General features: G+C 38.6%; 24 protein-coding genes. All 24 read right to left on the bottom strand.

The window, feature by feature from the left end; translation table 11 throughout:
* Positions 1 to 2: 2 nt before the first annotated feature.
* The 24 genes from CD003_RS20180 to CD003_RS20065 all read right to left on the bottom strand — a co-directional run bounded on the left by CD003_RS20180 (position 3) and on the right by CD003_RS20065 (position 21,649).
* Positions 3 to 1,157 (bottom strand): NADH-quinone oxidoreductase subunit C, encoded by a 1,155-nt coding sequence (locus CD003_RS20180; RefSeq protein WP_096203060.1) that lies wholly within the window; start codon positions 1,155 to 1,157, stop codon positions 3 to 5.
* A complete protein-coding gene (locus tag CD003_RS20175) occupies positions 1,154 to 1,672 on the bottom strand; it encodes a NuoB/complex I 20 kDa subunit family protein (RefSeq protein WP_096203059.1) in 519 nt (172 codons plus the stop codon). Before CD003_RS20175 ends, CD003_RS20180 begins: the two co-directional genes overlap by 4 nt.
* The gene (locus CD003_RS20170; protein WP_096203058.1) at positions 1,663 to 2,040 is read right to left on the bottom strand and encodes an NADH-quinone oxidoreductase subunit A; all 378 of its coding nucleotides are present in this window, start codon (positions 2,038 to 2,040) and stop codon (positions 1,663 to 1,665) included. The genes CD003_RS20175 and CD003_RS20170 overlap by 10 nt, the downstream gene beginning before the upstream one ends.
* A gap of 405 nt (positions 2,041 to 2,445) precedes the next feature.
* Positions 2,446 to 2,847, bottom strand: coding sequence for a F0F1 ATP synthase subunit epsilon (locus tag CD003_RS20165; RefSeq protein ID WP_096203057.1), 402 nt, complete (start codon positions 2,845 to 2,847; stop codon positions 2,446 to 2,448).
* A 162-nt stretch (positions 2,848 to 3,009) separates the two neighbouring features.
* On the bottom strand, positions 3,010 to 4,422 hold the full coding sequence (gene atpD, locus CD003_RS20160; protein WP_096203056.1) for a F0F1 ATP synthase subunit beta: 1,413 nt from the start codon (positions 4,420 to 4,422) through the stop codon (positions 3,010 to 3,012).
* 92 nt (positions 4,423 to 4,514) lie between these two features.
* Positions 4,515 to 5,372: a F0F1 ATP synthase subunit gamma gene (locus CD003_RS20155; protein ID WP_096203055.1), complete on the bottom strand. Its 858-nt coding sequence runs from the start codon at positions 5,370 to 5,372 to the stop codon at positions 4,515 to 4,517.
* A 94-nt stretch (positions 5,373 to 5,466) separates the two neighbouring features.
* On the bottom strand, positions 5,467 to 6,978 hold the full coding sequence (gene atpA, locus CD003_RS20150; RefSeq protein WP_096203054.1) for a F0F1 ATP synthase subunit alpha: 1,512 nt from the start codon (positions 6,976 to 6,978) through the stop codon (positions 5,467 to 5,469).
* A 21-nt stretch (positions 6,979 to 6,999) separates the two neighbouring features.
* Positions 7,000 to 7,548, bottom strand: a complete 549-nt coding sequence (locus CD003_RS20145) for a F0F1 ATP synthase subunit delta (protein ID WP_096203053.1) — start codon at positions 7,546 to 7,548, stop codon at positions 7,000 to 7,002.
* Positions 7,545 to 8,036, bottom strand: coding sequence for a F0F1 ATP synthase subunit B (atpF, locus tag CD003_RS20140; RefSeq protein ID WP_096203052.1), 492 nt, complete (start codon positions 8,034 to 8,036; stop codon positions 7,545 to 7,547). Before atpF ends, CD003_RS20145 begins: the two co-directional genes overlap by 4 nt.
* A 93-nt stretch (positions 8,037 to 8,129) precedes the next feature.
* On the bottom strand, positions 8,130 to 8,342 hold the full coding sequence (atpE, locus tag CD003_RS20135; RefSeq protein WP_096203051.1) for a F0F1 ATP synthase subunit C: 213 nt from the start codon (positions 8,340 to 8,342) through the stop codon (positions 8,130 to 8,132).
* Between the two features lie 84 nt (positions 8,343 to 8,426).
* Positions 8,427 to 9,155: a F0F1 ATP synthase subunit A gene (atpB, locus tag CD003_RS20130; protein ID WP_096203050.1), complete on the bottom strand. Its 729-nt coding sequence runs from the start codon at positions 9,153 to 9,155 to the stop codon at positions 8,427 to 8,429.
* Positions 9,156 to 9,161: 6 nt separating this feature from the next.
* Positions 9,162 to 9,545, bottom strand: coding sequence for an ATP synthase subunit I (locus CD003_RS20125; RefSeq protein ID WP_096203049.1), 384 nt, complete (start codon positions 9,543 to 9,545; stop codon positions 9,162 to 9,164).
* Positions 9,542 to 9,775, bottom strand: a complete 234-nt coding sequence (locus tag CD003_RS20120) for an AtpZ/AtpI family protein (RefSeq protein WP_096203048.1) — start codon at positions 9,773 to 9,775, stop codon at positions 9,542 to 9,544. Before CD003_RS20120 ends, CD003_RS20125 begins: the two co-directional genes overlap by 4 nt.
* A gap of 536 nt (positions 9,776 to 10,311) precedes the next feature.
* Positions 10,312 to 12,594 (bottom strand): S8 family serine peptidase, encoded by a 2,283-nt coding sequence (locus CD003_RS20115; RefSeq protein ID WP_096203047.1) that lies wholly within the window; start codon positions 12,592 to 12,594, stop codon positions 10,312 to 10,314.
* Between the two features lie 189 nt (positions 12,595 to 12,783).
* Positions 12,784 to 13,935, bottom strand: coding sequence for a non-hydrolyzing UDP-N-acetylglucosamine 2-epimerase (wecB, locus tag CD003_RS20110; protein ID WP_096203046.1), 1,152 nt, complete (start codon positions 13,933 to 13,935; stop codon positions 12,784 to 12,786).
* Between the two features lie 98 nt (positions 13,936 to 14,033).
* Complete coding sequence (gene upp, locus CD003_RS20105; RefSeq protein ID WP_096203045.1) at positions 14,034 to 14,663, bottom strand: uracil phosphoribosyltransferase; 630 nt, start codon at positions 14,661 to 14,663, stop codon at positions 14,034 to 14,036.
* Positions 14,664 to 14,893: 230 nt separating this feature from the next.
* The gene (gene glyA / locus CD003_RS20100; protein ID WP_096203044.1) at positions 14,894 to 16,138 is read right to left on the bottom strand and encodes a serine hydroxymethyltransferase; all 1,245 of its coding nucleotides are present in this window, start codon (positions 16,136 to 16,138) and stop codon (positions 14,894 to 14,896) included.
* A gap of 161 nt (positions 16,139 to 16,299) precedes the next feature.
* Positions 16,300 to 16,875, bottom strand: coding sequence for a TIGR01440 family protein (locus CD003_RS20095; protein ID WP_096203043.1), 576 nt, complete (start codon positions 16,873 to 16,875; stop codon positions 16,300 to 16,302).
* Between the two features lie 22 nt (positions 16,876 to 16,897).
* Positions 16,898 to 17,338, bottom strand: coding sequence for a ribose 5-phosphate isomerase B (gene rpiB / locus CD003_RS20090; protein ID WP_096203042.1), 441 nt, complete (start codon positions 17,336 to 17,338; stop codon positions 16,898 to 16,900).
* 26 nt (positions 17,339 to 17,364) lie between these two features.
* Complete coding sequence (locus CD003_RS20085) at positions 17,365 to 18,660, bottom strand: methyl-accepting chemotaxis protein (protein WP_096203041.1); 1,296 nt, start codon at positions 18,658 to 18,660, stop codon at positions 17,365 to 17,367.
* A gap of 16 nt (positions 18,661 to 18,676) precedes the next feature.
* On the bottom strand, positions 18,677 to 19,117 hold the full coding sequence (locus CD003_RS20080; protein ID WP_096203040.1) for a low molecular weight protein arginine phosphatase: 441 nt from the start codon (positions 19,115 to 19,117) through the stop codon (positions 18,677 to 18,679).
* A gap of 130 nt (positions 19,118 to 19,247) precedes the next feature.
* The gene (locus CD003_RS20075) at positions 19,248 to 19,796 is read right to left on the bottom strand and encodes a manganese efflux pump MntP (protein WP_096203039.1); all 549 of its coding nucleotides are present in this window, start codon (positions 19,794 to 19,796) and stop codon (positions 19,248 to 19,250) included.
* Between the two features lie 205 nt (positions 19,797 to 20,001).
* Positions 20,002 to 21,048 carry an L-threonylcarbamoyladenylate synthase gene (locus CD003_RS20070; RefSeq protein WP_096203038.1) on the bottom strand — a complete coding sequence of 349 codons (1,047 nt, stop codon included), beginning with the start codon at positions 21,046 to 21,048 and terminating at the stop codon, positions 20,002 to 20,004.
* A gap of 163 nt (positions 21,049 to 21,211) precedes the next feature.
* Entirely contained in the window at positions 21,212 to 21,649 is a 438-nt protein-coding gene (locus CD003_RS20065) for a GNAT family N-acetyltransferase (RefSeq protein WP_096203037.1), read from the bottom strand.
* Positions 21,650 to 21,741 lie beyond the last annotated feature (92 nt).

The raw sequence follows: 21,741 nt of genomic DNA, 5'->3' as shown, positions 1-21,741 counted from the left end.
TGTTACACCTCCTCATCATAAGGCTCATAGTCTTTTCGTAGTGGATAACCAACCCAGTCATCTGACAGCATAATTCTCGTAAGATTTGGGTGATCCTTGAAGATAATCCCTAATAAGTCATACGTTTCACGTTCCGGCCAATTAGCACCTTCCCAAACTGATGTAAGCGACTCAATTTCTGGATTATCTCGGTCAATTTTCACTTTTACTGCAATGTTCTCATGTGTTTTAAATGAGTATAAATGATAATAAATTTCCATGTGTGTTTCAAAGTCACTTCCATGATGTTCACTTAAGTAATCAAAAGATAATTGCTCATTATGCTTTAAAAATTGTGAGACACGGTAGTAGGACTCCGGTGTAACTACTAGTGTTGGGACATCCTTTGCTAGCTTATTAATATACATGTCTTCTAGAACATCATTTCCTAAATTCTCTTGGATCACTTTTACATATTTATCTAATAAAGGTTGATTTGGTGATGGCTGTTCTTCAACTACATCTTCTTCTGCACTTGATTCGCCACCAGCAGCCTTTGCCTTTGCTGCCGCTGCTGCCTTCGCTTTCGCTACTGCAATCGCTTTGGCCTTCTCGTCATCTCCTACTCCACCTTGAGCCTTTGCTTTCGCTGCTGCCGCTGCTTTTGCTTTGGCTACTGCTGCTGCTTTCGCTTTGGCCTTCTCATCATCAGTGCCAGTCCCTGCTCCAGCTTTTGCTTTTGCCGCGGCTGCTGCTTTTGCCTTTGCGGCTGCTGCCGCCTTTGCTTTCGCTGCCGCCTTCGCTTTTTCATCACCTTCTGGTGGCTCTCCTGCTCCATCAGCTTTCGCTTTCGCCGCGGCTGCCGCTTTTGCTTTGGCTGCAGCCGCTGCCTTTGCTTTTGCGGCTGCTTTTGCTTTTTCATCACTTTCTGGTGACTCTCCTGCTCCATCAGCTTTCGCTTTCGCCGCAGCTGCTGCTTTTGCCTTCGCTGCTGCCGCTGCCTTTGCTTTTGCGGCTGCTTCCGACTTTTCATCAGATGTTGGAGTACCCTGTTGGCTATCAGCTGAATTAGATTCTGTAAACGCTTCCTTATTTACAGATTCCTTTTCTTTTAATTTCATTAGTGCGGCTGCTTTTGCCTTCGCGGCCGCGGCTGCTTTTGCTTTTTCATCACTCATGAGCTCGTCACCCGCTTCCCTGTCTTAGCTTCGTAACGAATTTTTTCTTTTAATTTATTAACGCCATAAAGTAAAGCAGCTGGGTTAGGTGGGCAACCAGGGATATACACATCAACCGGTACAATTTGATCAACACCTTTTACAACTGCGTAAGACTTCACATACGGACCACCCGCAGTGGCACAGGAACCCATAGCAATTACCCATTTTGGTTCAGGCATTTGATCGTAAAGTCTTTTTAGAATTGGTGCCATCTTCTTTGTAACTGTCCCTGATACGATCATACAATCTGAATGTCGTGGAGATGTACGGAAGATAACCCCGAAACGGTCTTGGTCATAGTGAGATGCACCTGTTCCCATCATCTCAATGGCACAACAGGCTAAACCAAATGTCAAAGGCCACACAGAATTACTACGAGCCCAAGCTTTTACTTGCTCTAATGTTGTAAAAAATATATTACGCTCCAGTTCTTCACGTTCTTCCTTTGTAATTGAATCTAGGTTTAAGTCCATGTTAACACCTTCTTCTTCCAAGCATAGAGTAAGCCTACAATAAGCATAAACATAAAGATAATCATTTCAATTAATGCAAAAATTCCTAAATCATCGTACGCTACTGCCCATGGATATAAAAAGACGGTTTCCACATCAAACAATACAAACAATAAAGCAAACATGTAATAACGTACATTAAATTGAACCCAACTACTACCAGTAGGCTCAATTCCGCTTTCGTATGTCGTCTTTTTCTCCTTTGTTGGCTTATTTGGTCTAAGTATACGACCAGCCGTTAAGGCAATTAATGGTAATAAGATTCCTAGGATCACAAATACTACAACAACCAAGTAATTGTTTTGATAAAGATTGTATAAAGGATCCATATCTCGCCTCACCCTCCAAGCTATTTCCAAATATAGCTAGTATTTATGTAACCGTCCCCATTATAGCAAATCCTATTTTAGGTGTCGACTGTCACAAAATCGTTAAATGTTAATATTTTTCATCAATTATTATTCTTTTCCTTATGTAGACATACTCTTAACTACTTATATTCTTTTAAAAAATTTCGTTCGACAAAAAATTCAGTTTACTTTATAAAGTAACATTTGTCGAAAACCTTTGACCCAGGTCAATTTTTAAAAGGTTAAATCAATATAAATGAGTCTGTTTTCTTTACCACTACTCAATATAACGAAACCTTTTTTTAAAATCTTAAATATAGCAAACTATACTTAAAGCAAAATAAAAAGCGCAAGGAAAATTCTTTTTCCTTTACGCTTCTCATTTTATTTACCAGAGACTTCTAAACGATTCACTGCACGTTTGAGGGCTAGCTGAGCACGTTTGAAGTCAATTTCATCTTGTTTTGCTTGCTCTATACGTCGTTCTGCACGTTCTTTGGCAGCGCGAGCACGAGCAACATCAATATCTGATGGCAGTTCAGCACTTTCTGCTAAAATCGTTACTTTATCAGGACGAACTTCAATGAAGCCACCGCTAACTGCAACAAGATCAACAGTCGAACCTTTTTTAAGACGAACTGCTCCTATTGTTAAAGGAGCTACTAAAGGTATATGACGAGGTAGAATACCGAGCTCACCGCTCTGTGCTCTAACACTAACCATTTCAATATCTCCGTCATAAACTTTGCCATCAGGGGTTACAACATTGACATTCATTGTCTGCATGTGAAATACCCTCCTTAATAGCTATGAAATACAACTTCATGTATTTCTGAAGTGGGAGGTAAGAGGTTGGAGTTGAGGAAATTGGTGACAACCAATTTCACTTTCAACCCCCTCAACCCAAAATTCTATTATCGAAAGGAAAGATAGCCTTCTAACTAATAATTAAGCCATTTCCTTTGCTTTTGCTACTACTTCTTCAATACGTCCAACTAGACGGAATGCATCTTCAGGGATGTCATCATACTTACCTTCAAGGATTTCTTTGAATCCTTGAATAGTTTCTTTAACTGGTACGTATGAACCTTCTTGACCAGTGAACTGTTCTGCAACGTGGAAGTTTTGAGATAAGAAGAATTGAATACGACGAGCACGGTGTACAACCAGCTTGTCCTCTTCTGAAAGCTCATCCATACCTAAGATTGCAATGATATCTTGTAATTCTTTATATTTCTGTAATGTTTGCTGTACTTGACGTGCTACAGAATAGTGTTCTTCTCCAACGATTTCTGGTGAAAGGGCACGTGAAGTAGATGCTAATGGATCTACCGCAGGGTAAATACCCATCTCAGAAAGCTTACGCTCTAAGTTCGTTGTTGCATCTAAGTGAGCAAATGTTGTTGCTGGAGCCGGGTCAGTATAGTCATCGGCTGGTACATAGATTGCTTGGATTGAAGTAACCGATCCAACTTTAGTAGATGTGATACGCTCTTGAAGCTGACCCATCTCTGTTGCTAATGTTGGTTGGTAACCTACCGCTGATGGCATACGTCCAAGAAGGGCTGATACTTCAGAACCTGCTTGTGTAAAGCGGAAGATGTTATCAACGAAAAGAAGTACGTCTGCACCTTTTTCATCACGGAAATGCTCAGCCATTGTTAAACCTGTAAGTGCTACACGCATACGTGCACCAGGTGGCTCGTTCATCTGACCGAATACCATTGCCGTTTTGTTAATAACGCCTGAATCCTTCATTTCATAGTATAAATCGTTTCCTTCACGAGTACGCTCACCAACACCAGCGAATACCGAGATACCACCATGCTCTTGAGCAATGTTATTGATTAACTCCTGAATTAATACCGTTTTACCTACTCCTGCACCACCGAATAGACCGATTTTACCACCTTTAATATAAGGTGCTAATAAGTCTACTACTTTAATTCCAGTTTCAAGAATCTCTGTTTGTGTAGAAAGTTCTTCAAACTTAGGTGCTTGACGGTGAATTGGATCTCTCTTAAATTCCCCTTCAAGTTCTGGGTCAAGGTCAATCTTTTCACCTAATACGTTAAATACACGTCCTAAAGTTATGTCTCCTACTGGTACAGAAATTGGAGCACCAGTATCTACAACTTCTACGCCACGAACAAGTCCGTCAGTTGAACCCATGGCAACTGCACGTACTGTATCGTCACCAAGATGAACTGCAACTTCTAATGTTACTGTTACATCAACCGCATTTTTTGTTGAACCAACTTGTTCAACTTTTAGTGCGTTATAAATCTCAGGAAGTTGACCACTTGGAAACTTTACGTCAACTACTGGACCCATAACCTGAGTGATGCGACCATTATTCATCAGTTTCCCTCCTATACTTGCTATTCGAACGCTAGTAATAATACTCAATACTGAACACTATTCTTTAGCATTTATTGTAACGAATTTGAATTTTATTCTTGAGCAGCTGCTCCAGCAACAATTTCACTGATTTCTTGTGTGATTGCTGCCTGTCTAGCACGGTTATAAGATAGCGTTAAGCTATCAATAAGTGCATTCGCATTATCTGTTGCAGAACTCATAGCAGTCATACGGGAACCGAACTCACTTGCTTTTGCATCAAGTAACGCTCCGTAAATTAAGCTTTCTGCATATTGAGGTAATAATTGTTCTAAAATTGCTTCCTCTGAAGGCTCATACTCATAAGAGGAATTTGCGCTCTCTTCTGATAAGTCCGTTAAAGGTAAGACTTTCTTTTCCGTTACTTCTTGAGTAATCGGACTCACAAAGTGGTTGTAGCAGATATATAACTCATCAAAAATACCATCTGCAAACATATCTACTGTTGTACGGGCAATACTTTTAATGTCATTAAATTCTGGTTGGTCTGGTAAGGCAACAATCTCTTGGATGATTGGCATATTGCGTTTTTTAAATAAATCGCGTCCAATACGTCCAATAGCAATAATCCCATACTCATCCGGTGATTTATGACGTTCAGAAATTGTCGTAATTAACGAACGAATAATGCTTGAGTTGTAAGCACCTGCTAGACCACGGTCAGAGGTGATCACAATATAGCCTGTTTTTTTCACTGGACGTTCTTCGAGCATTGGGTGGGATGCATCTGAGTTACTTGACGCAATACTAGCAACCACTTCACGAATTTTCTCCGTATATGGCAAGAAAGATTGTGCATTATTTTGCGCACGATTCAGCTTTGCTGCTGAAACCATCTCCATCGCCTTTGTAATTTGTTTGGTCTTTTTTGTAGACGTAATTCTCGTTTTTATATCACGTAGTGAGGCCATTCGTTTTCACCACCTTTTCGCTAAACTGGTATTCCGTAAAGAGTGTTCAAAAAGTACGCTCACTTATCGTTTACGTGCTTTTTGAACAGACACTTTATTTGCTAGATACGTTGAAGCCTTTTTTGAACTCTTCGATCGCAGCTTTTAAATCGCTTTCTTCAGGAAGATTACCAGTCGTGCGAATGTGATCTAATAATTCTTTCTTATTATGATCTAAGAATGTCATTAACTCAGATTCGAAGCGTCTGATATCTTCAACTGGGATATCATCTAAGAATCCTTTTGTAAGAGCATAAAGAATCGCTACTTGTTTCTCTACTGGTAGAGGCTCATTTAATCCTTGCTTTAACACTTCAACTGTACGTGCACCACGGTTTAACTTCGCTTGTGTTGCTTTATCAAGGTCTGAACCAAACTGTGCGAATGCTTCTAACTCACGGTAAGAAGCTAAGTCAAGACGTAATGTACCTGATACTTTTTTCATCGCTTTGATTTGAGCAGAACCCCCAACACGTGATACTGATAAACCAGCGTTCACGGCAGGACGTACACCTGAGTGGAATAAATCTGATTGTAAGAAAATTTGTCCATCAGTAATTGAGATAACGTTTGTTGGAATGTATGCTGATACGTCACCAGCTTGTGTTTCGATAAATGGAAGAGCTGTTAGTGAACCAGCACCTTTAGCATCACTTAACTTAGCTGCACGCTCTAGTAAGCGAGAGTGTAAGTAGAATACATCCCCTGGATATGCTTCACGACCTGGAGGACGTTTTAATAGTAATGATAACTCACGGTATGCAGCCGCTTGTTTTGTTAAATCATCATATACAAGAAGAACGTGTCTTCCGTTATACATGAATTCTTCACCCATTGTAACCCCAGCATATGGTGCTAAGAATTGTAATGGAGCAGGTTCAGATGCACTTGAAGTTACTACGATTGTGTAGTCTAATGCACCCTTTTGACGTAGCGTTTCAACTACTCCAGCTACCGTTGACTCTTTTTGACCAATTGCAACGTAGATACAAATCATATCTTCGTTTTTTTGGTTTAAGATTGTATCAATCGCTACTGATGTTTTACCAGTTTGACGGTCACCGATAACAAGCTCACGTTGCCCACGACCAATTGGAATTAAAGCATCGATTGCTTTGATACCCGTTTGTAAAGGTTCATGAACTGATTTACGATCCATAACCCCTGGTGCAGGGCTTTCGATTGGACGAGTGCTTGTAGTTTCAATTGGACCTTTACCATCTAATGGCTGTCCAAGTGGATTAACAACACGTCCTAATAAAGCTTCACCTACAGGTACTTCCATAATACGACCTGTACGTTTTACTTCATCACCTTCACGAATCTGTGTGTAAGGACCTAAAATAACGATACCTACACTGTTTTCCTCTAGGTTTTGGGCCATACCCATTACACCATTAGAAAACTCAAGAAGCTCACCAGCCATAACGTTTTCAAGGCCATGAGCAAGGGCGATACCGTCACCAATTTTTATAACAGTACCTACATCATTCACTTCAATATCAGATTGGAAATTCTCAATCTGCTGCTTTATAAGAGAACTAATTTCCTCTGGTTTGATGCTCATATCGTTCACCCCTATCTTCTACTAGCGTTTTCCGGCTACCAATTGACGCTCTAAGCGATCTAATTGTGTTTTTACACTGCCGTCAAATATACGATCACCGATTCTAATTCTTAATCCACCTAATAGAGTTGGATCAACAATGTTCTCGATGTATAAAGTTTCTTTTCCAACTTTCTTAGCAAAGCTACTAGAAAGTAATTGTTGCTGTTCCTCTGTTAATTTCACAGTAGAATAAACTGTTGCGAATGCAATGTTACGCTCTTCAAATGAAAGCTTTTCAAACTCTTTAATTAACGGATAAAGAGCTCCCATTCTATTGCGTTCTACTAGTAGTAACAAAGTATTTAAGACTGTTTTACTAACTGCATTTGAAAAACTCTCACGAATAAGGTCTAACTTTTTCGTGTTTTCTACCTTTGGATGGTTAATTAACTCAATAAATCCATCGGTGTTAGAGAATACATTCTTGACAAGCTGAAGCTCATTACCTACTTGCTCTAATGTTCCTTGTTCTTTAGCAACTTGGAAAAGAGCAACAGCATAACGATTCGCTACTGCCTTACTGCTCATAGCTCTTCGCCCACTTCTTTAAGGTACTCTTGAATAAGTTTCTCTTGTTCTTTCTGATCTAGTTCTTTTTCAATAACTTTTGTAGCAATAAGTACTGATAAAGAAGCCACTTGTTCTCTTAAAGCAGTAACTGCTTGGTCTTTTTCACGTTGAATTTCAGCTACTGCAGACTCTTTAATACGTTCTGCTTCATTTTTCGCTGAAGTAACTATTTCATTAGCTTGACTGTCGCTTAATTTCTTAGCGTTATCAACGATACTTTGTGCTTCTTCACGAGCACGTTGAATCTCTTGACGTTGCTCTTCAAGATATTTCTCTGCATCTTTACGGTTCTTTTCAGCTGTATCTATTTCATTAGCGATATATTCTTCACGTTGTTTCATCACCCCAACAATTGGTCCCCATGCAAACTTTTTAAGAAGGGCCAATAGGATGAAGAATGTTAACAACTGGTATAATGCATCTCCCCAGTTAATACTACCAAACATAGAATTCACTCCTTTCAGTGGTCATACAAAAGGAATGGCGAAGCTTCTATTACGATAGAACGGACTCCGCCATTTATACTTTTCAACGGTTAATTAGTTACCCATTACTAAGAACGCAATAACTACTGCGATGATTGGTAATGCCTCTACAAGAGCGATACCAATGAACATAACTGTTTGTAAAGTTGATTTAAGTTCTGGTTGACGTGCGATACCTTCTAACGTACTCTTAACGATTAATGCATTCCCTAATGCCGCACCAAGTGCCGCTAAACCTACTGCGATTGCAGCTGCTAAACTACCCATAATAAAAATCCTCCCTTGAATTATATAAAATGTTTTTTTTAATATTTAAGCTCAGATGAAGATTGAGCAAAATTAATGAAGTTATTAATGTTCGTCACTAACTTTATGCGCCATGTAAACCATAGTTAACATTAAGAAAATGAATGCTTGGATAACACCGATAAATAAACTAAAAGCTTGCCATGCAACTGTCGGTATAATACCTGCAACAAATCCAAACCAACCACTAACACCTAATGAAACTAATAGTCCCATTAAAATTGATTTAGCATACATATTACCGAATAAACGCATTCCAAGCGTTAAAATGTTGGCAAATTCCTCTACCACTTTTAGTGGAAACAGAAATGGTACTGGTTTGAAGTAATCCTTACCATACCCACCAAAACCTTTCATCTTAATACCATAAAAATGAGTCATAACAATAATCATTGCAGCTAGTGTTAAGGTAATCAGCGGATCCGCCGTTACTGTTTTCCACCAAACAACATGACCTGGCTCTGTAATAATTGCGAAAGGTAATTTTCCTAAGTTAGAAATAAGGATGTAAAGGAAAATCGTCAAACCTAATCCTAGGAAACGTTCACCTGTTTTCCAATCCATCGTGCTATTAATAATGCCTTTGACAAAGTCAATTAACCATTCAAATACGTTTTGCATACCTGTAGGCTTCATCTGAATTGCCCTTGCGCTGAGAATTCCAATTAAAAGTGTTATACCTGAACAAACAGTAATCATAAGAATGTTGGCTAAGTTAACAGAAAGCCAAGGTATACCAAACAAATTCTCTACTATAGGAGCTCCATAATCCAAAAGTTTTCACCTCTTTCTTTGCGACAAGCTTTTTATTTGAAATAAAGAATCTATTAAGATGATAATATAGGCTGACATTAAACCTATTATCAAACCAATAATGTGAAACGTTTCTGGATAGCGAATCGCTATAATCGCAATTATTGCACCTACTGCAAATCTAGAAAGTGTACCAATGGTATACATCTTCTTTCCTTCTACCGCAGCTTGTCCTAAACGCTTCGTCTTGCTGTACATACTCCATAAATTGTAGGAGCCTAGTACAGCACCTATTATTAAACCTTGAAAGAATGAATCGTATGGAGTGAAACCCCAACCTAGTACATATAACGCTAGCAAGTATAAGTTATATGATGTATAGCGTCTCATGCTAGCCGAAAACTGATTCATGAATCATCTTCTCCTAAAAACTCACCGAGTAGCCTAAACAATCCATAAACACCTGTAGCAATACCAAGTAATAGTCCTATAAGCAAGAAAATTGGTTTTGTCTCAAAGTACGAGTCAAGCCATTGACCACCAAACACTCCAACTAAAATTGGTCCTACTAAGTAGGATAGAACTGTCGACATAAGTGCCATTGCGCGCACTAGCTGGGCTTGAGGTTTTTTTTCTCTCATTTAGAGGCCTCCATGAGAAATTTAACTTGATAAACCATTGCTTCTTATCCTAAAAACTCATTATTCATATGTGCTTATACCGGTATTAGTGGACAAGGCTATGTACTACATGTAAACCTTATCATTACATCCTTTGTAATCGTACAATAGGGTAAACATGATGTCAACGTGTTTTGGTAATAAAACGCCAGGTGAATATTTCTATCTTTTCTTTGTTCACACTTTTGACAAATTTTAAACAAGCACTACTTATTCTCTGAATATTCCTCAGTTTTATTCGCTTCGAAAACAAAAACAGGACGCCTTAAGAGAAGACTGCTGAAAAGGTCCAATATAGTGGATTCAGGAAGCAGTAATGTCTCCGCACGTTGCGCGCTTGCTTTGAAAAAACCACTCATAGCAAGCTTCATAAGATGCAACGGCTTACCTCATTACTTAAAAAAGGTTGCTGGAAAAGTGAAAATCACACTTTTTCAGCAACCTTCCATAAGAGTCTCACTTTACTCATAAGACATCCATCAATAAAATTCACTTACTTATTGAATATTATTTGGTTTGTGATATTCATTGTCGCCAATTATAATTGTTGTTTCAATTGTGTCTTCTTGTCCATCTTTATTAGCAAATACCAATGCTTTATACACACCGTCCCTTAATGAATCAGCTGCAATTTCTCCTTCTACAATTCCTCTTTCAACATTCTTCTTCACATCCAAATATCTTAGGAATTCAAATGTGTCCGGATCATAAATTGCAATTCCTACTTCCTCTGCACCACCTGGTAAATACATTTCATAACGGTATGCCCCTGGATAATCTGCGTGCTCAAACATAAATGCCATAAGTCTTGGATAATCAGGTTCCTCGATAAAAAACTGATAAGGTACACGTATGTCCTCATTTCCACCTTTGACGAATATGTCACCACTATGAACACCTTCTTTTAATACTGATGGCATAATATCCATTACTACCGTTACATCTTTGGTTTCATTCGGTTCTAGTGTAAAAGAAAATGGAACCTTCCATTGGATGCCATCTGGTGCATCTATCGGCGGTACAACGTAATAAGTATTTTCTTTAGGGGATTGATTATCAATAGTTAATGTTACTTCTTTCACTTCACGTCTATCATCCTTTGACCATTTTCCAAAAGTAACTGCGCCAGGATAAACAAGTGTATCCATCTCGACTGCTTTATCGACTTGAATTCTTCCTGCCCCTTGCTCATATGGATAATAGGCATTTCCATCTCTATCTGCTAACCCTTTAGCAGAATTCATTAATGCTGCTTTTATTTGCAGCGGACTCCAATCGGGATGCGCCTGCTTAATCAATGCCGCAGCACCAGCTACGTGGGGAGCAGCCATACTAGTACCATTCAACCCGAGATATCCTTTAGGAATTGTGCTATCAATCGAGACTCCAGGAGCAACCACATCTGGCTTTACCTCCCATGTATGGGTTACTGGTCCTCTTGAACTGAACGGCGCTAGGAAATCCTCTTCGTCTTTATAAAGAGTCCTTAACGTCTCTTCATCCTTACGATCATCTGCTATTTTATCAACAATCCATTCTCCATCTTCTTTTGAGATAGAGACAATCGGCAGTTCTACACCACCTTCTAAAGCTCCCGCAAAGCTACCACTTGTGTTATTGTATATGATTAATCCCTTCGCACCTGCCTCTTTTGCATTCTGTGCTTTTTCAATAAAAGGAATAATTCCTCTTTTTACTATAACAATTTTCCCTTCTGCATTCTTATCGTCAAAGTCAGACTTCATCCCTAATCCTGCTGATATTATTGGGTAATCCCGTTTAATCGTCCACGGCAGACCACCACCTATTCCATTTTGCTCAATCTCCTTATTTTCTCCAAAAACAGTCAGATACGGTATCTTCAAAGGAGGAAGTGAAGCTCCAACAGATATCGCATTCGTTGATGTACCAGGAGAACCAACTGTCCACATTTTTGGACCACTATTTCCATTAGAGGTTACTGCTACTACACCTAAATCCACTGCCTTATCTAGCGCAATACTAGTTGGCCAATCAGGACCATTTACAGTATTCCCAAGAGAAAGGTTAATGACATCTACACCATCCTCTACTGCTTTTTCTATCGCCTCAATTACTTGCTCCGTTGTTCCCTGGCCTCCTGGTCCTAATGCTCTGTATGCATATAGTTCTGCTTCAGGAGCTACACCTTTAATTTGTCCATTTGCAGCAATAATCCCTGCTACATGTGTACCATGTAGAGTTGGAGCACCTTGCGACTCTAACGTTTCCATTGGATCTTCATCACAATCGACTACATCAAAGCCACCCTTATAATTTTCCTTTAAATCAGGATGCTTATAATCAATACCCGTATCTATGACAGCCACTTTAATTCCTTTACCAGTTAAGTGGTCACCATTACGATCATATTGTCTTCGAATTTCATCTCCTCCGATAAAAGGAACACTATCATTAATCATCGCTTGATAAGTAACTACTCTATCTACTCGTTCTATCCCTGTTATAGCTTCTATTGCCTTAATATCCTTCTCTAGAACTTGAATCGAAAAACCAGAGAACAATAAATTGAATCTTTTCCTAACTTTTGTGCTTGGAAACTTATCTTTTATATCTTGGAGTACATCTTCAATCCGCTCTTCTTCAACCTTCACAATCACAACGGCTTCTTTCTCTTCTTCATCATTCTGCACTGGAGGACGGCTTGGAAATTGGTTTGCTTGAACAACCTGGCTATAAGGCGTCAGCATGACAAACACAACAACTAACGTAAGTAATAATAATTTTTTCAACGCTGACATCCCTCCTTAAAATAATATGATAAACACGTATCCAACTAGGTAAAACAATCTTCTGGTTCAATTAGTATTTGTCGCCATAAGAAAATTTATTTACAAAAAATAAATCTTCGAACCTAAATATATACGTGCTAAAAGTATGGAAACTTTCTCAAAATAATAAAAAGCACCCCGAAGGATGCTTTTTATTATTTATGATTGAGGTGAGAATGGAAGAGGTTTCTCATCCCTTTTGTTAAAGTGATATAGGATTGCTTCTACAATACGTCTTGACGCTTGTCCATCTCCATATGGATTTGAAGCCTTTGACATTTTTTCATAAGCCTCTTTATCTGTTAGGAGTTCTGTTGCAAGCTGATAAATTGTTTCTTCTTCAGTTCCAGCTAGCTTCAAGGTTCCCGCTTCTATACCTTCTGGTCTTTCAGTCGTATCCCTTAGAACTAGGACTGGCGTACCTAATGACGGCGCTTCCTCTTGAACTCCACCTGAATCCGTTAGTATAATCTCCGCTCTAGACGCAAAGTTGTGGAAGTCTAAAACGCCTAACGGTTCAATTAAGTGAATTCGAGGGTCATCTCCCAGTACTTCATCAGCCGTTTCTCTTACAACAGGATTTAAATGAACAGGATAAACAACTTGAACATCATCATTTTCTTGCACTAGTCGCTTTATTGCCCGGAACATATTTTTCATTGGTTCTCCTAAGTTTTCCCGACGGTGTGCAGTTAAAAGAATTAAACGATCAGAACCTATCTTTTCAAGGACAGGATGGTGATATTCATCATTTACTGTTGTCTTCAACGCATCAATTGCTGTATTTCCTGTAATAAAAATCGCTTCTTGTTGCTTATTTTCTTCCAAAAGATTATTAGCAGCTTTATCAGTTGGAGAAAAATGCAGATCCGCTATGACCCCTGTTAATTGTCGATTCATCTCTTCAGGGAAAGGAGATAACTTATTCCACGTTCTTAGTCCAGCTTCCACATGTCCAACAGCCACTTGATTGTAATAAGCTGCAAGTCCAGCGACAAATGTGGTCGTTGTATCTCCATGAACTAATACAATGTCTGGCTGAACTTTTTTAATTACATCATCTAATCCTTGAAGCGCATTTGTTGTAACATCGACTAACGTTTGTCGAGCCTTCATAATATTCAAGTCATAATCTGGAGTTACATTAAAAATCTCTAATACTTGATCTAGCATTTCTCGATGTTGTCCCGTTACCGCAACAATTGATTCTATTTTTTCATCGTTCTTTTCAAGCTCAAGAACAAGCGGTGCCATCTTAATCGCTTCCGGCCTTGTCCCAAAAACGGTTAGTACCTTTACCTTGTCTTCCATAGTAATCCCCTTTCACTTTGAAGAGACATTCTTACTAACATATCAGGATCGTGCTTCAAGTAAACACCAAAACGGTAAATTACCTTTTGGGACTTATTTTATTTCGTTCCAAACAGACGGTCTCCTGCGTCTCCAAGACCCGGAACAATATAACCTTTTTCATCTAGTTTTTCGTCCATTGCCGCTAAATATATATCCACGTCAGGATGAGCTTCCTTAACAATCTCTACCCCTTCAGGAGCAGCAATTAGACACATTAGCTTAATGTTTTCTGCACCGCGCTTCTTTAAGCTATTAATTGCTTCCACTGCAGACCCTCCAGTTGCTAGCATCGGGTCAATCACAATAAACTCACGCTCATTAACATCAGTTGGTAACTTTACATAGTATTCAATAGGTTGTAAAGTTTCCGGGTCACGGTATAGTCCTACATGCCCTACCTTTGCAGCAGGAATCATACGTAGAATCCCATCAACCATCCCTAACCCAGCACGTAAAATTGGAACTAGTCCAAGTTTTTTTCCTGCAATTAGTTTTGATGGTGCTGGACCAACTGGTGTATCAATTATGACATCTTTTAATGGTAAGTCACGAGTAATTTCAAATGCCATTAATGCAGCAACTTCATCTACAAGCTCGCGAAATTCCTTTGTACCTGTGTTTTTATCTCTAATATACGATAACTTATGTTGAATTAATGGGTGATCAAATACGTAAACTTTGCTCATGTTTGTTAGCTCCTTTTTATATAAGGGGAAATATCCCTATTACAGACTCTTTGAAAATTCTACATAAAAAGACAACAGCAATCAAGAGCAAGGTGAGGGGAATTATGAATTATGAGGTATGAATTACGAATTTAAGACCTTTTTAAGACTTTTTATAGAAAAGAGCAGGTAAGAATTCTATAGAATTCTTACCTGCTCTAAATTCATAACTCATAACCCAGCATTCATAATTAACCTAACTCTGGGTACATTGGGAATTTCTTTGTTAGTGCTGCTACACGGTCTTTTGCTTCTTGTAGCTTAGCTTCGTCTTCAATGTTCTTAAGTGTTAGAGCAATAATTTCACCGATTTCATCCATTGCTTCTTCATCAAGTCCACGTGACGTTACCGCTGCCGTACCGATACGGATACCACTTGTAACAAATGGGCTTTCTGGATCGAATGGAATTGTGTTTTTGTTTGTTGTTACGCCTACTTCATCAAGAGCATGCTCTGCTACTTTTCCTGTAAGTCCAAGACTACGAAGATCTAGTAGTAAAAGGTGATTATCTGTTCCACCTGATACTAGGTTAATCCCTTCGCTTGACAATTTTTCACCTAAGCGCTTTGCATTTTTGATAATTTGTTCAGCATATACTTTGAAATCATCTTGTAAAGCTTCACCAAATGCAACTGCTTTCGCAGCAATAACGTGCATTAATGGTCCACCTTGAAGCCCAGGGAACATTGATTTATCAATTTTCTTTGCAAATTCTTCTTTACATAAAATCATACCACCACGAGGTCCACGTAATGTCTTATGCGTTGTTGTTGTTACAAACTCCGCATAAGGAACTGGACTTGGGTGAAGCCCTGCAGCTACAAGACCTGCAATGTGAGCCATATCAACCATTAGGTATGCACCAACTGCATCCGCAATCTCACGGAACTTAGCAAAATCAATTTGACGAGGGTATGCACTTGCACCAGCAACAATAAGCTTTGGTTTATGCTCTTTTGCTAACTCCATGATTACATCATAATCAAGCACTTGTGTTTTCTCGTCCACACCATATTCGATAAAATTATATTGAACACCACTGAAGTTTACAGGGCTACCATGTGTTAAGTGACCACCATGAGATAAGTTCATCCCTAGAACTGTATCGCCATGTTCTAGAATCGTAAAGTATACACCCATGTTCGCTTGTGCACCCGAGTGAGGCTGTACGTTTACGTGCTCCGCACCAAAAATTTCTTTCGCACGGTCACGAGCTAAATCTTCCGCAATATCAACATACTCACAACCACCATAGTAACGACGACCAGGATAACCTTCTGCGTATTTATTTGTTAATACGGAACCTTGAGTTTCCATTACTGCTGTACTTACAAAGTTTTCAGAAGCAATTAATTCAATTTTATCTCGTTGTCTACCTAATTCTAGTTGCACCGCTTCAAATACTTTTGGGTCTTGTTTCTTTAACGATTCCATTTTCTTTCCCCTTTCATTTTCAACAAACTAGTAATTATGATTTACCATTCGAAGGATATGCTTAATTACACACGCCTTCTTTCGTATTTTGCTTTAATTATAATCCAACATTGTCTATTCTACCATGTTTTTATATTAAAACACGTACTTTTCTTAAAAAATTAATCACATTTTTCATGTTCTGCTAATTCAGGGTACACTGCACGATTTCCACCAATTAACTTTGGTCTTGTTTTTGCAAGGGTTACATGAGCTGAACCTATCATTTTCGTTTTACTTCGAACTGGCACAGCTACATGTTTCAGATGCATTCCGATAAAGGTATCTCCTATATCAATGCCTGCATCTGCCTTAATAGATTCAACTACTACTGGATTATCAAACCGTTGATAAGCATATGTAGACATCGAGCCCCCTGCTTCCTTTACTGGAATAACCGTAACTTCTTCATAACCAAATTTACGTGCAGTTGATCGCTCTATAACAAGAGCTCTATTTAAGTGTTCACAGCATTGAAAGGCTAATTGGACACCTGTTTGTTGTTGGAATAATTTGAATATAGAAAAAAGGGCTTCAGCTATTTCAGCAGATCCCTTGGAGCCAATATGTTCACCTACTACCTCACTAGTGCTTGTCCCAAGTACTAGAAGGTGCTGATCAGATAGTGGCATAGCTTGATTCAAGTCTTGCAATACTTGATTTAGTTGAGTTTTGATTCCCTCAATTAATCGATTCATCGCAGCACCAACTTTCTATTGTTTAGCGATTTTCATACTCCGTAATTTTCCCTACACGGTTTGCATGTCTACCGCCCTCATATTCAGTTTCTAGCCATACTTTTGCAATTTCTCTAGCAAGACCTGGGCCGATAACACGCTCTCCCATTGCTAACACATTACTATCATTATGTTCTCTCGTTGCTTTTGCACTAAAAAGGTCATGAACTAAAGCACAACGAATGCCCTTAACCTTATTCGCAGCAATTGACATTCCAATCCCTGTTCCACAAATTAAAATTCCTCTATCTGCTTCTTCATTCGCTACTTTTTCAGCTACTGGAACCGCATAGTCTGGATAGTCTACAGACGTTGTGCAGTCACAACCTACATCCTCGTATTTAATACCCATTTCATCCATTAAGGCTTTAATTTCTTCTTTAATTGAAAAACCACCATGATCTGAACCAATTACTACTTTCATACCTTACGCCTTCTTTCTTCATTTAACTATATTGAGAATTTCTCAATTGTTGCTTTAAGTTGTTTCGCTTGATTTGATAATTCATTTGCTGTTGCCGCTACCTCTTCAATCACCTCTGATTGCTGTTCAGTAGTCAGGTTAACTTCGATCGCTCCAGCTGATGTTTCCTCGGCAATTGCTGCTACCTCTTGAGTTTCTCTCGCTGTATTCATAATGACAGACATTTGATTGTTAATCAATTCTGAAATTTCATGAATGACACCAGTTACTTCATGTATAGACTTTTCCATTTCACCAATCGCTTGATTTGTATCTGTTCCTCTTTCTGACTGTTCATTAGCTGCTTTTACTTGTTCACTTATTTGATTTACTACATTTTTTACTTCTAATTGAATATCATGAATTAGCTTAGAAATTCCTTGCACTGCTTTTGAACTTTCATCAGCTAAATTACGAACCTCGTCTGCTACAACTGCAAAGCCTTTTCCTTGCTCTCCGGCACGTGCAGCTTCAATAGAGGCATTTAATGCAAGAAGATTTGTTTGACCTGCAATATCTCCTACAAGAGAAATAATTTCTTCAACTCGTTTTGCTTGTTCATCTAAGCGAGCAACCGCCTTTAAGGAAACTTGATTATCTTCCGCTAATTGCTTAATCCCGCCTACAAGTGAATCAATCACTGTACGACTATCTCCTAACGTTGTAACCATTTGATCCGAGGAACGAATAGACTCTCTTGTTTGCATTTGAACCCGTTCAGCAATTTGAGTTACTTCTTCCATAGACTCTGCTGTATTTTGAATTGCATTTGCGGAATTTTCAGCACCAGTCGCAATTTCTTCGACTGTTCTACTTATGCTATCTGCTTTTTCAGATGCTGCTCGCGATGCATTCGTAATTTCTCCAACCTTATTATTCGTTTCTTGGAAGTTCCCCTCAATATCACGAACCATATTACGTAGACTATCTAGCATATCATTATAGGCTAACCCTAAAGCACGAATCTCATCATCAGATTTAGAAACCTTAACATTTTTCCTAATATCTCCATTCGCGGCACGTCTTGCAGCCTCCTCTAATTCACTTAGAGGCTTTGTAATTAACGGTGCAGCAATAAAGCCCAATACAGCACTCCAAAATACACCTTGAATTAACGTGAATGCTATAAAAGCATCTCCACGAATATTCAGTGCTCCTTCTAAATAGTCAGCTAGAAAAAAGATAAATACAGCACTAAATCCAAAGGTAATAATCGCTAGCCCACTAATCCCTAGCACCAGTTTCTTTCTTATGCTAAACCCATAGCTCTTCTTCTCTCCCAAAGTAGACACCTCTCGATTAGTTATCTTCTAACATTTTGTCTAATAAATTCTCTATCTCTTTAGCGGTTTGACGATAAACTTCAATTGAGCCTCCAAAGGGATCGGATATATCTTTATTAACCAAGTCTCCTTTATGTACAAACTCTTTTAATGTTGCAATTTTTCTAGTTGCTTTAGGGAAATGTTGACTGATTAACATTTGATGGCCTTCCGTCATTGTTAATACGATATCAGCCCAATTAATCAATTCTTCAGTTATTTGTTGTGAACTGTGGTTAAAAGGAATTCCCTTTTCAACTAACACTTGCTTCGAATTCGGTGATGCATCACTTGTAGGTAATGCATGAACACCTGCAGATTTCACTTCAATTCGATCACTTGCTTTCATTTTCAATAACGCTTCAGCCATTGGGCTTCGACACGTATTTCCGGTGCATACAAATAACACTCGTTCCATTAACAATGAACACCCTTTCCTTCTTATTGGGTATATTGTCTCTTTTTTCCTTCAAAGAGTCTCTATCTTAAGATCTATTTTATCATATCTAACTAAAAAACCATACAAATGACGCTATGCTAGATGTTAATTATGGCAGTAATAATTTCACCCCAAAAGCTATTAATATACAACCACCGAGCAGCTCCCCGTAAGAGCCTATGACACCTTTAAACTTCTTGCCCATTATTAAACCAATCCAAGATAAAATCATACTCATCACACCAAACGCTACTACTGTAATAACAGTTTTTGCCCCAAGCATTCCTAAACTTAGTCCTGCTGAAAAACTATCAAGACTTACACTTATGGCAAATAGAAATAAACCAATCCCAATTGGTGCCAATTTAGTCTCGCCATCCTCATCACCACGTAATGAAGAATAGATCATTTGTAATCCTATGAGTAAAAGAAGGCCCCCTCCAATAATTGTCGCCAACACACCAAAATAATTAGATAAAAGCTTCCCTGCAACAATGCCCAGTAGCGGCATGATAATATGAAAAGCACCTATTGTTATACCTATTTGAAAGATTTGTCTATAACGTAACCCGATCATTCCCATACCAAGAGCTATAGAAAAAGCATCCATCCCAAGTGCCGTAGCCATAATTAATAGAGTAATCACTTCACCAACCATCAAATCCCCCCTAAACATGAACATGCTATTCCAATCTATGCAAGTCCAAGGGGAAATAAGACAAGAGTTAAGGGAATTATGAGTGCTGAGTTATGAGTTATGAATTAAAATATTAAGAAGAGCGCCTGAATAAATTCAGACGCTTTTTTAGACCTTTAATTCTCTTGAACTTTCATTCATAATTCATAAACCATAATTCATAATTCTAAATAACCCTCCCTCCCGCTGCTTTTTCCAACCGATTCATAATCGCAACGCCTACACCTTCCTTTGGAAAGGGTTCTGCGTAGATGTAATCTAATTCAATTTTGTCAAAGCTTCTGAGTACATCATAGAGATTTGTCGCAACTGACAGGAGATCATTTCTTGAACCACATGGCAAAACAAGGTCTGCCTTCTGATAGAAAGTAGTATTTTCGTCCGTTGTTAATACACCAACCTTATATCCTTTTTGCTTTTGTTCTTGAACTAGTTCTTCTATTTTATTGGGAAAGTCATTCACGACTGTTAATGTTGCTTTCGGTGCATAATGGGTGTATTTTACTCCAGGTGATTTTGGGGCAACGCTTTCTTCATGCAATGCAGGATCGACCGTTACCTCTCCAATGACTTCCATTAACTGTTCTTTTGTAACACCACCAGGTCGTAAAATCATAGGAATGTCTACAGTGCAGTCAACAACCGTTGATTCAACGCCCACTCCAGTTGCTCCCCCATCCACAATTCCAGCAATTCTACCATTTAAATCATAGAAAACATGCTCACCTGTAGTTGGACTGGGTTTGCCAGAAAGATTAGCACTCGGTGCTGCCACAGGAACATTTGCCTCCTCTAGCAAGGCTAGAGCAACTGGATGATCGGGAATACGCACTGCAACCGTATCAAGTCCTGCAGTCACTCTATTTGAAATCCCTTCTTTCTTCGGTAAGATAATCGTTAACGGCCCAGGCCAAAATTCCTTCATTAAATTCTTCGCTTTATCAGGAATAAATTCAACAAACTCTTCTAACTGCTCACTATTTGCCACATGGACTATTAATGGATTGTCACTCGGACGCCCCTTAGCTAAAAAAATTTTTTCAATTGCTTCATCGTCCAAAGCGTTTCCACCTAATCCGTAAACAGTCTCTGTTGGAAAGGCTACAACCTCTCCTTTTTTTATCCACAGGGCTGCTTCCTTTATTAACTCACGTTCAGCTTCTATTGTTAGTCCTTTATCCACATTCCAATAATTTGTTTGTTTATAACTCACTTTTCATCCTCCTCATACAAAACTATTGTCGTTTGTTGTAGAGCCCTTGTCAAACCTTGAATTATTATGTATTTATTTAAAAAATGAAAAAAGTTATCCACTGATGTGGATAACTTGTGGGTAACTTTACCTTTATATCAATTTTGTTCACAATGTGGATAGACTATAATTCACAAGACAACACTTTTGTTACACCCTTAACGTATTGCTTAAAATGACTTGAATCCTTAATATGGCTTGGAATTTCTTCATCATCAACTACTTCAAAGCCTAGATATTCAAAGAACTGTACCGATTTATTTGTGAGTAGAAATAAGTTTTGAATGTTTTGCTGTTTCGCATAAGCAATTGCTAATTCTACAAATTCAAGACCAATTTTAGCATTACTCTTCTCAGTCTTAATCACTAGGGAACGTAATAACCCATCGAGTCCTAAACGTTCAATTCCAACCGTTCCGACGATTTGCTTATTTGTATCCTCTACAACTAAGAAATCTCCAATATTATTCTCAATTCCTTGCTCCGATAAACCAGCTTTAGCAACTAGTCTTTGAATTGGTAATAAATCCTTCTCTTCTGCAATACGAATAACGATTCCCATGTTTTGCGCCTCCTCTATCATTACATACTATTAAAGCGTAGTTAATGAGTTGTCAAAGGGACAAACTCTATTACTTACTCTTATGATAGAGA

Origin of the sequence: Bacillus sp. FJAT-45350 (assembly GCF_002335805.1) — a bacterium.
Taxonomy (GTDB): Bacteria; Bacillota; Bacilli; order Bacillales; family NISU01; genus FJAT-45350.
The sequence above is the reverse complement of the archived record's forward strand: the minus strand, read 5'-3'. Positions and strand labels throughout refer to the sequence as shown.

What these genes read in the sequence shown, in the direction of transcription:
- CD003_RS20180 (WP_096203060.1), bottom strand. Translation starts at nt 1,157, where the DNA reads ATGAGTGATGAAAAAGCAAAAGCAGCCGCGGCCGCGAAGGCAAAAGCA.
- CD003_RS20175 (WP_096203059.1), bottom strand. Translation starts at nt 1,672, where the DNA reads ATGGACTTAAACCTAGATTCAATTACAAAGGAAGAACGTGAAGAACTG.
- CD003_RS20170 (WP_096203058.1), bottom strand. Translation starts at nt 2,040, where the DNA reads ATGGATCCTTTATACAATCTTTATCAAAACAATTACTTGGTTGTTGTA.
- CD003_RS20165 (WP_096203057.1), bottom strand. Translation starts at nt 2,847, where the DNA reads ATGCAGACAATGAATGTCAATGTTGTAACCCCTGATGGCAAAGTTTAT.
- atpD (WP_096203056.1), bottom strand. Translation starts at nt 4,422, where the DNA reads ATGAATAATGGTCGCATCACTCAGGTTATGGGTCCAGTAGTTGACGTA.
- CD003_RS20155 (WP_096203055.1), bottom strand. Translation starts at nt 5,372, where the DNA reads ATGGCCTCACTACGTGATATAAAAACGAGAATTACGTCTACAAAAAAG.
- atpA (WP_096203054.1), bottom strand. Translation starts at nt 6,978, where the DNA reads ATGAGCATCAAACCAGAGGAAATTAGTTCTCTTATAAAGCAGCAGATT.
- CD003_RS20145 (WP_096203053.1), bottom strand. Translation starts at nt 7,548, where the DNA reads ATGAGCAGTAAGGCAGTAGCGAATCGTTATGCTGTTGCTCTTTTCCAA.
- atpF (WP_096203052.1), bottom strand. Translation starts at nt 8,036, where the DNA reads ATGTTTGGTAGTATTAACTGGGGAGATGCATTATACCAGTTGTTAACA.
- atpE (WP_096203051.1), bottom strand. Translation starts at nt 8,342, where the DNA reads ATGGGTAGTTTAGCAGCTGCAATCGCAGTAGGTTTAGCGGCACTTGGT.
- CD003_RS20125 (WP_096203049.1), bottom strand. Translation starts at nt 9,545, where the DNA reads ATGAATCAGTTTTCGGCTAGCATGAGACGCTATACATCATATAACTTA.
- CD003_RS20120 (WP_096203048.1), bottom strand. Translation starts at nt 9,775, where the DNA reads ATGAGAGAAAAAAAACCTCAAGCCCAGCTAGTGCGCGCAATGGCACTT.
- CD003_RS20115 (WP_096203047.1), bottom strand. Translation starts at nt 12,594, where the DNA reads ATGTCAGCGTTGAAAAAATTATTATTACTTACGTTAGTTGTTGTGTTT.
- wecB (WP_096203046.1), bottom strand. Translation starts at nt 13,935, where the DNA reads ATGGAAGACAAGGTAAAGGTACTAACCGTTTTTGGGACAAGGCCGGAA.
- upp (WP_096203045.1), bottom strand. Translation starts at nt 14,663, where the DNA reads ATGAGCAAAGTTTACGTATTTGATCACCCATTAATTCAACATAAGTTA.
- glyA (WP_096203044.1), bottom strand. Translation starts at nt 16,138, where the DNA reads ATGGAATCGTTAAAGAAACAAGACCCAAAAGTATTTGAAGCGGTGCAA.
- CD003_RS20095 (WP_096203043.1), bottom strand. Translation starts at nt 16,875, where the DNA reads ATGAATCGATTAATTGAGGGAATCAAAACTCAACTAAATCAAGTATTG.
- rpiB (WP_096203042.1), bottom strand. Translation starts at nt 17,338, where the DNA reads ATGAAAGTAGTAATTGGTTCAGATCATGGTGGTTTTTCAATTAAAGAA.
- CD003_RS20080 (WP_096203040.1), bottom strand. Translation starts at nt 19,117, where the DNA reads ATGGAACGAGTGTTATTTGTATGCACCGGAAATACGTGTCGAAGCCCA.
- CD003_RS20075 (WP_096203039.1), bottom strand. Translation starts at nt 19,796, where the DNA reads ATGGTTGGTGAAGTGATTACTCTATTAATTATGGCTACGGCACTTGGG.
- CD003_RS20065 (WP_096203037.1), bottom strand. Translation starts at nt 21,649, where the DNA reads ATGGGAATCGTTATTCGTATTGCAGAAGAGAAGGATTTATTACCAATT.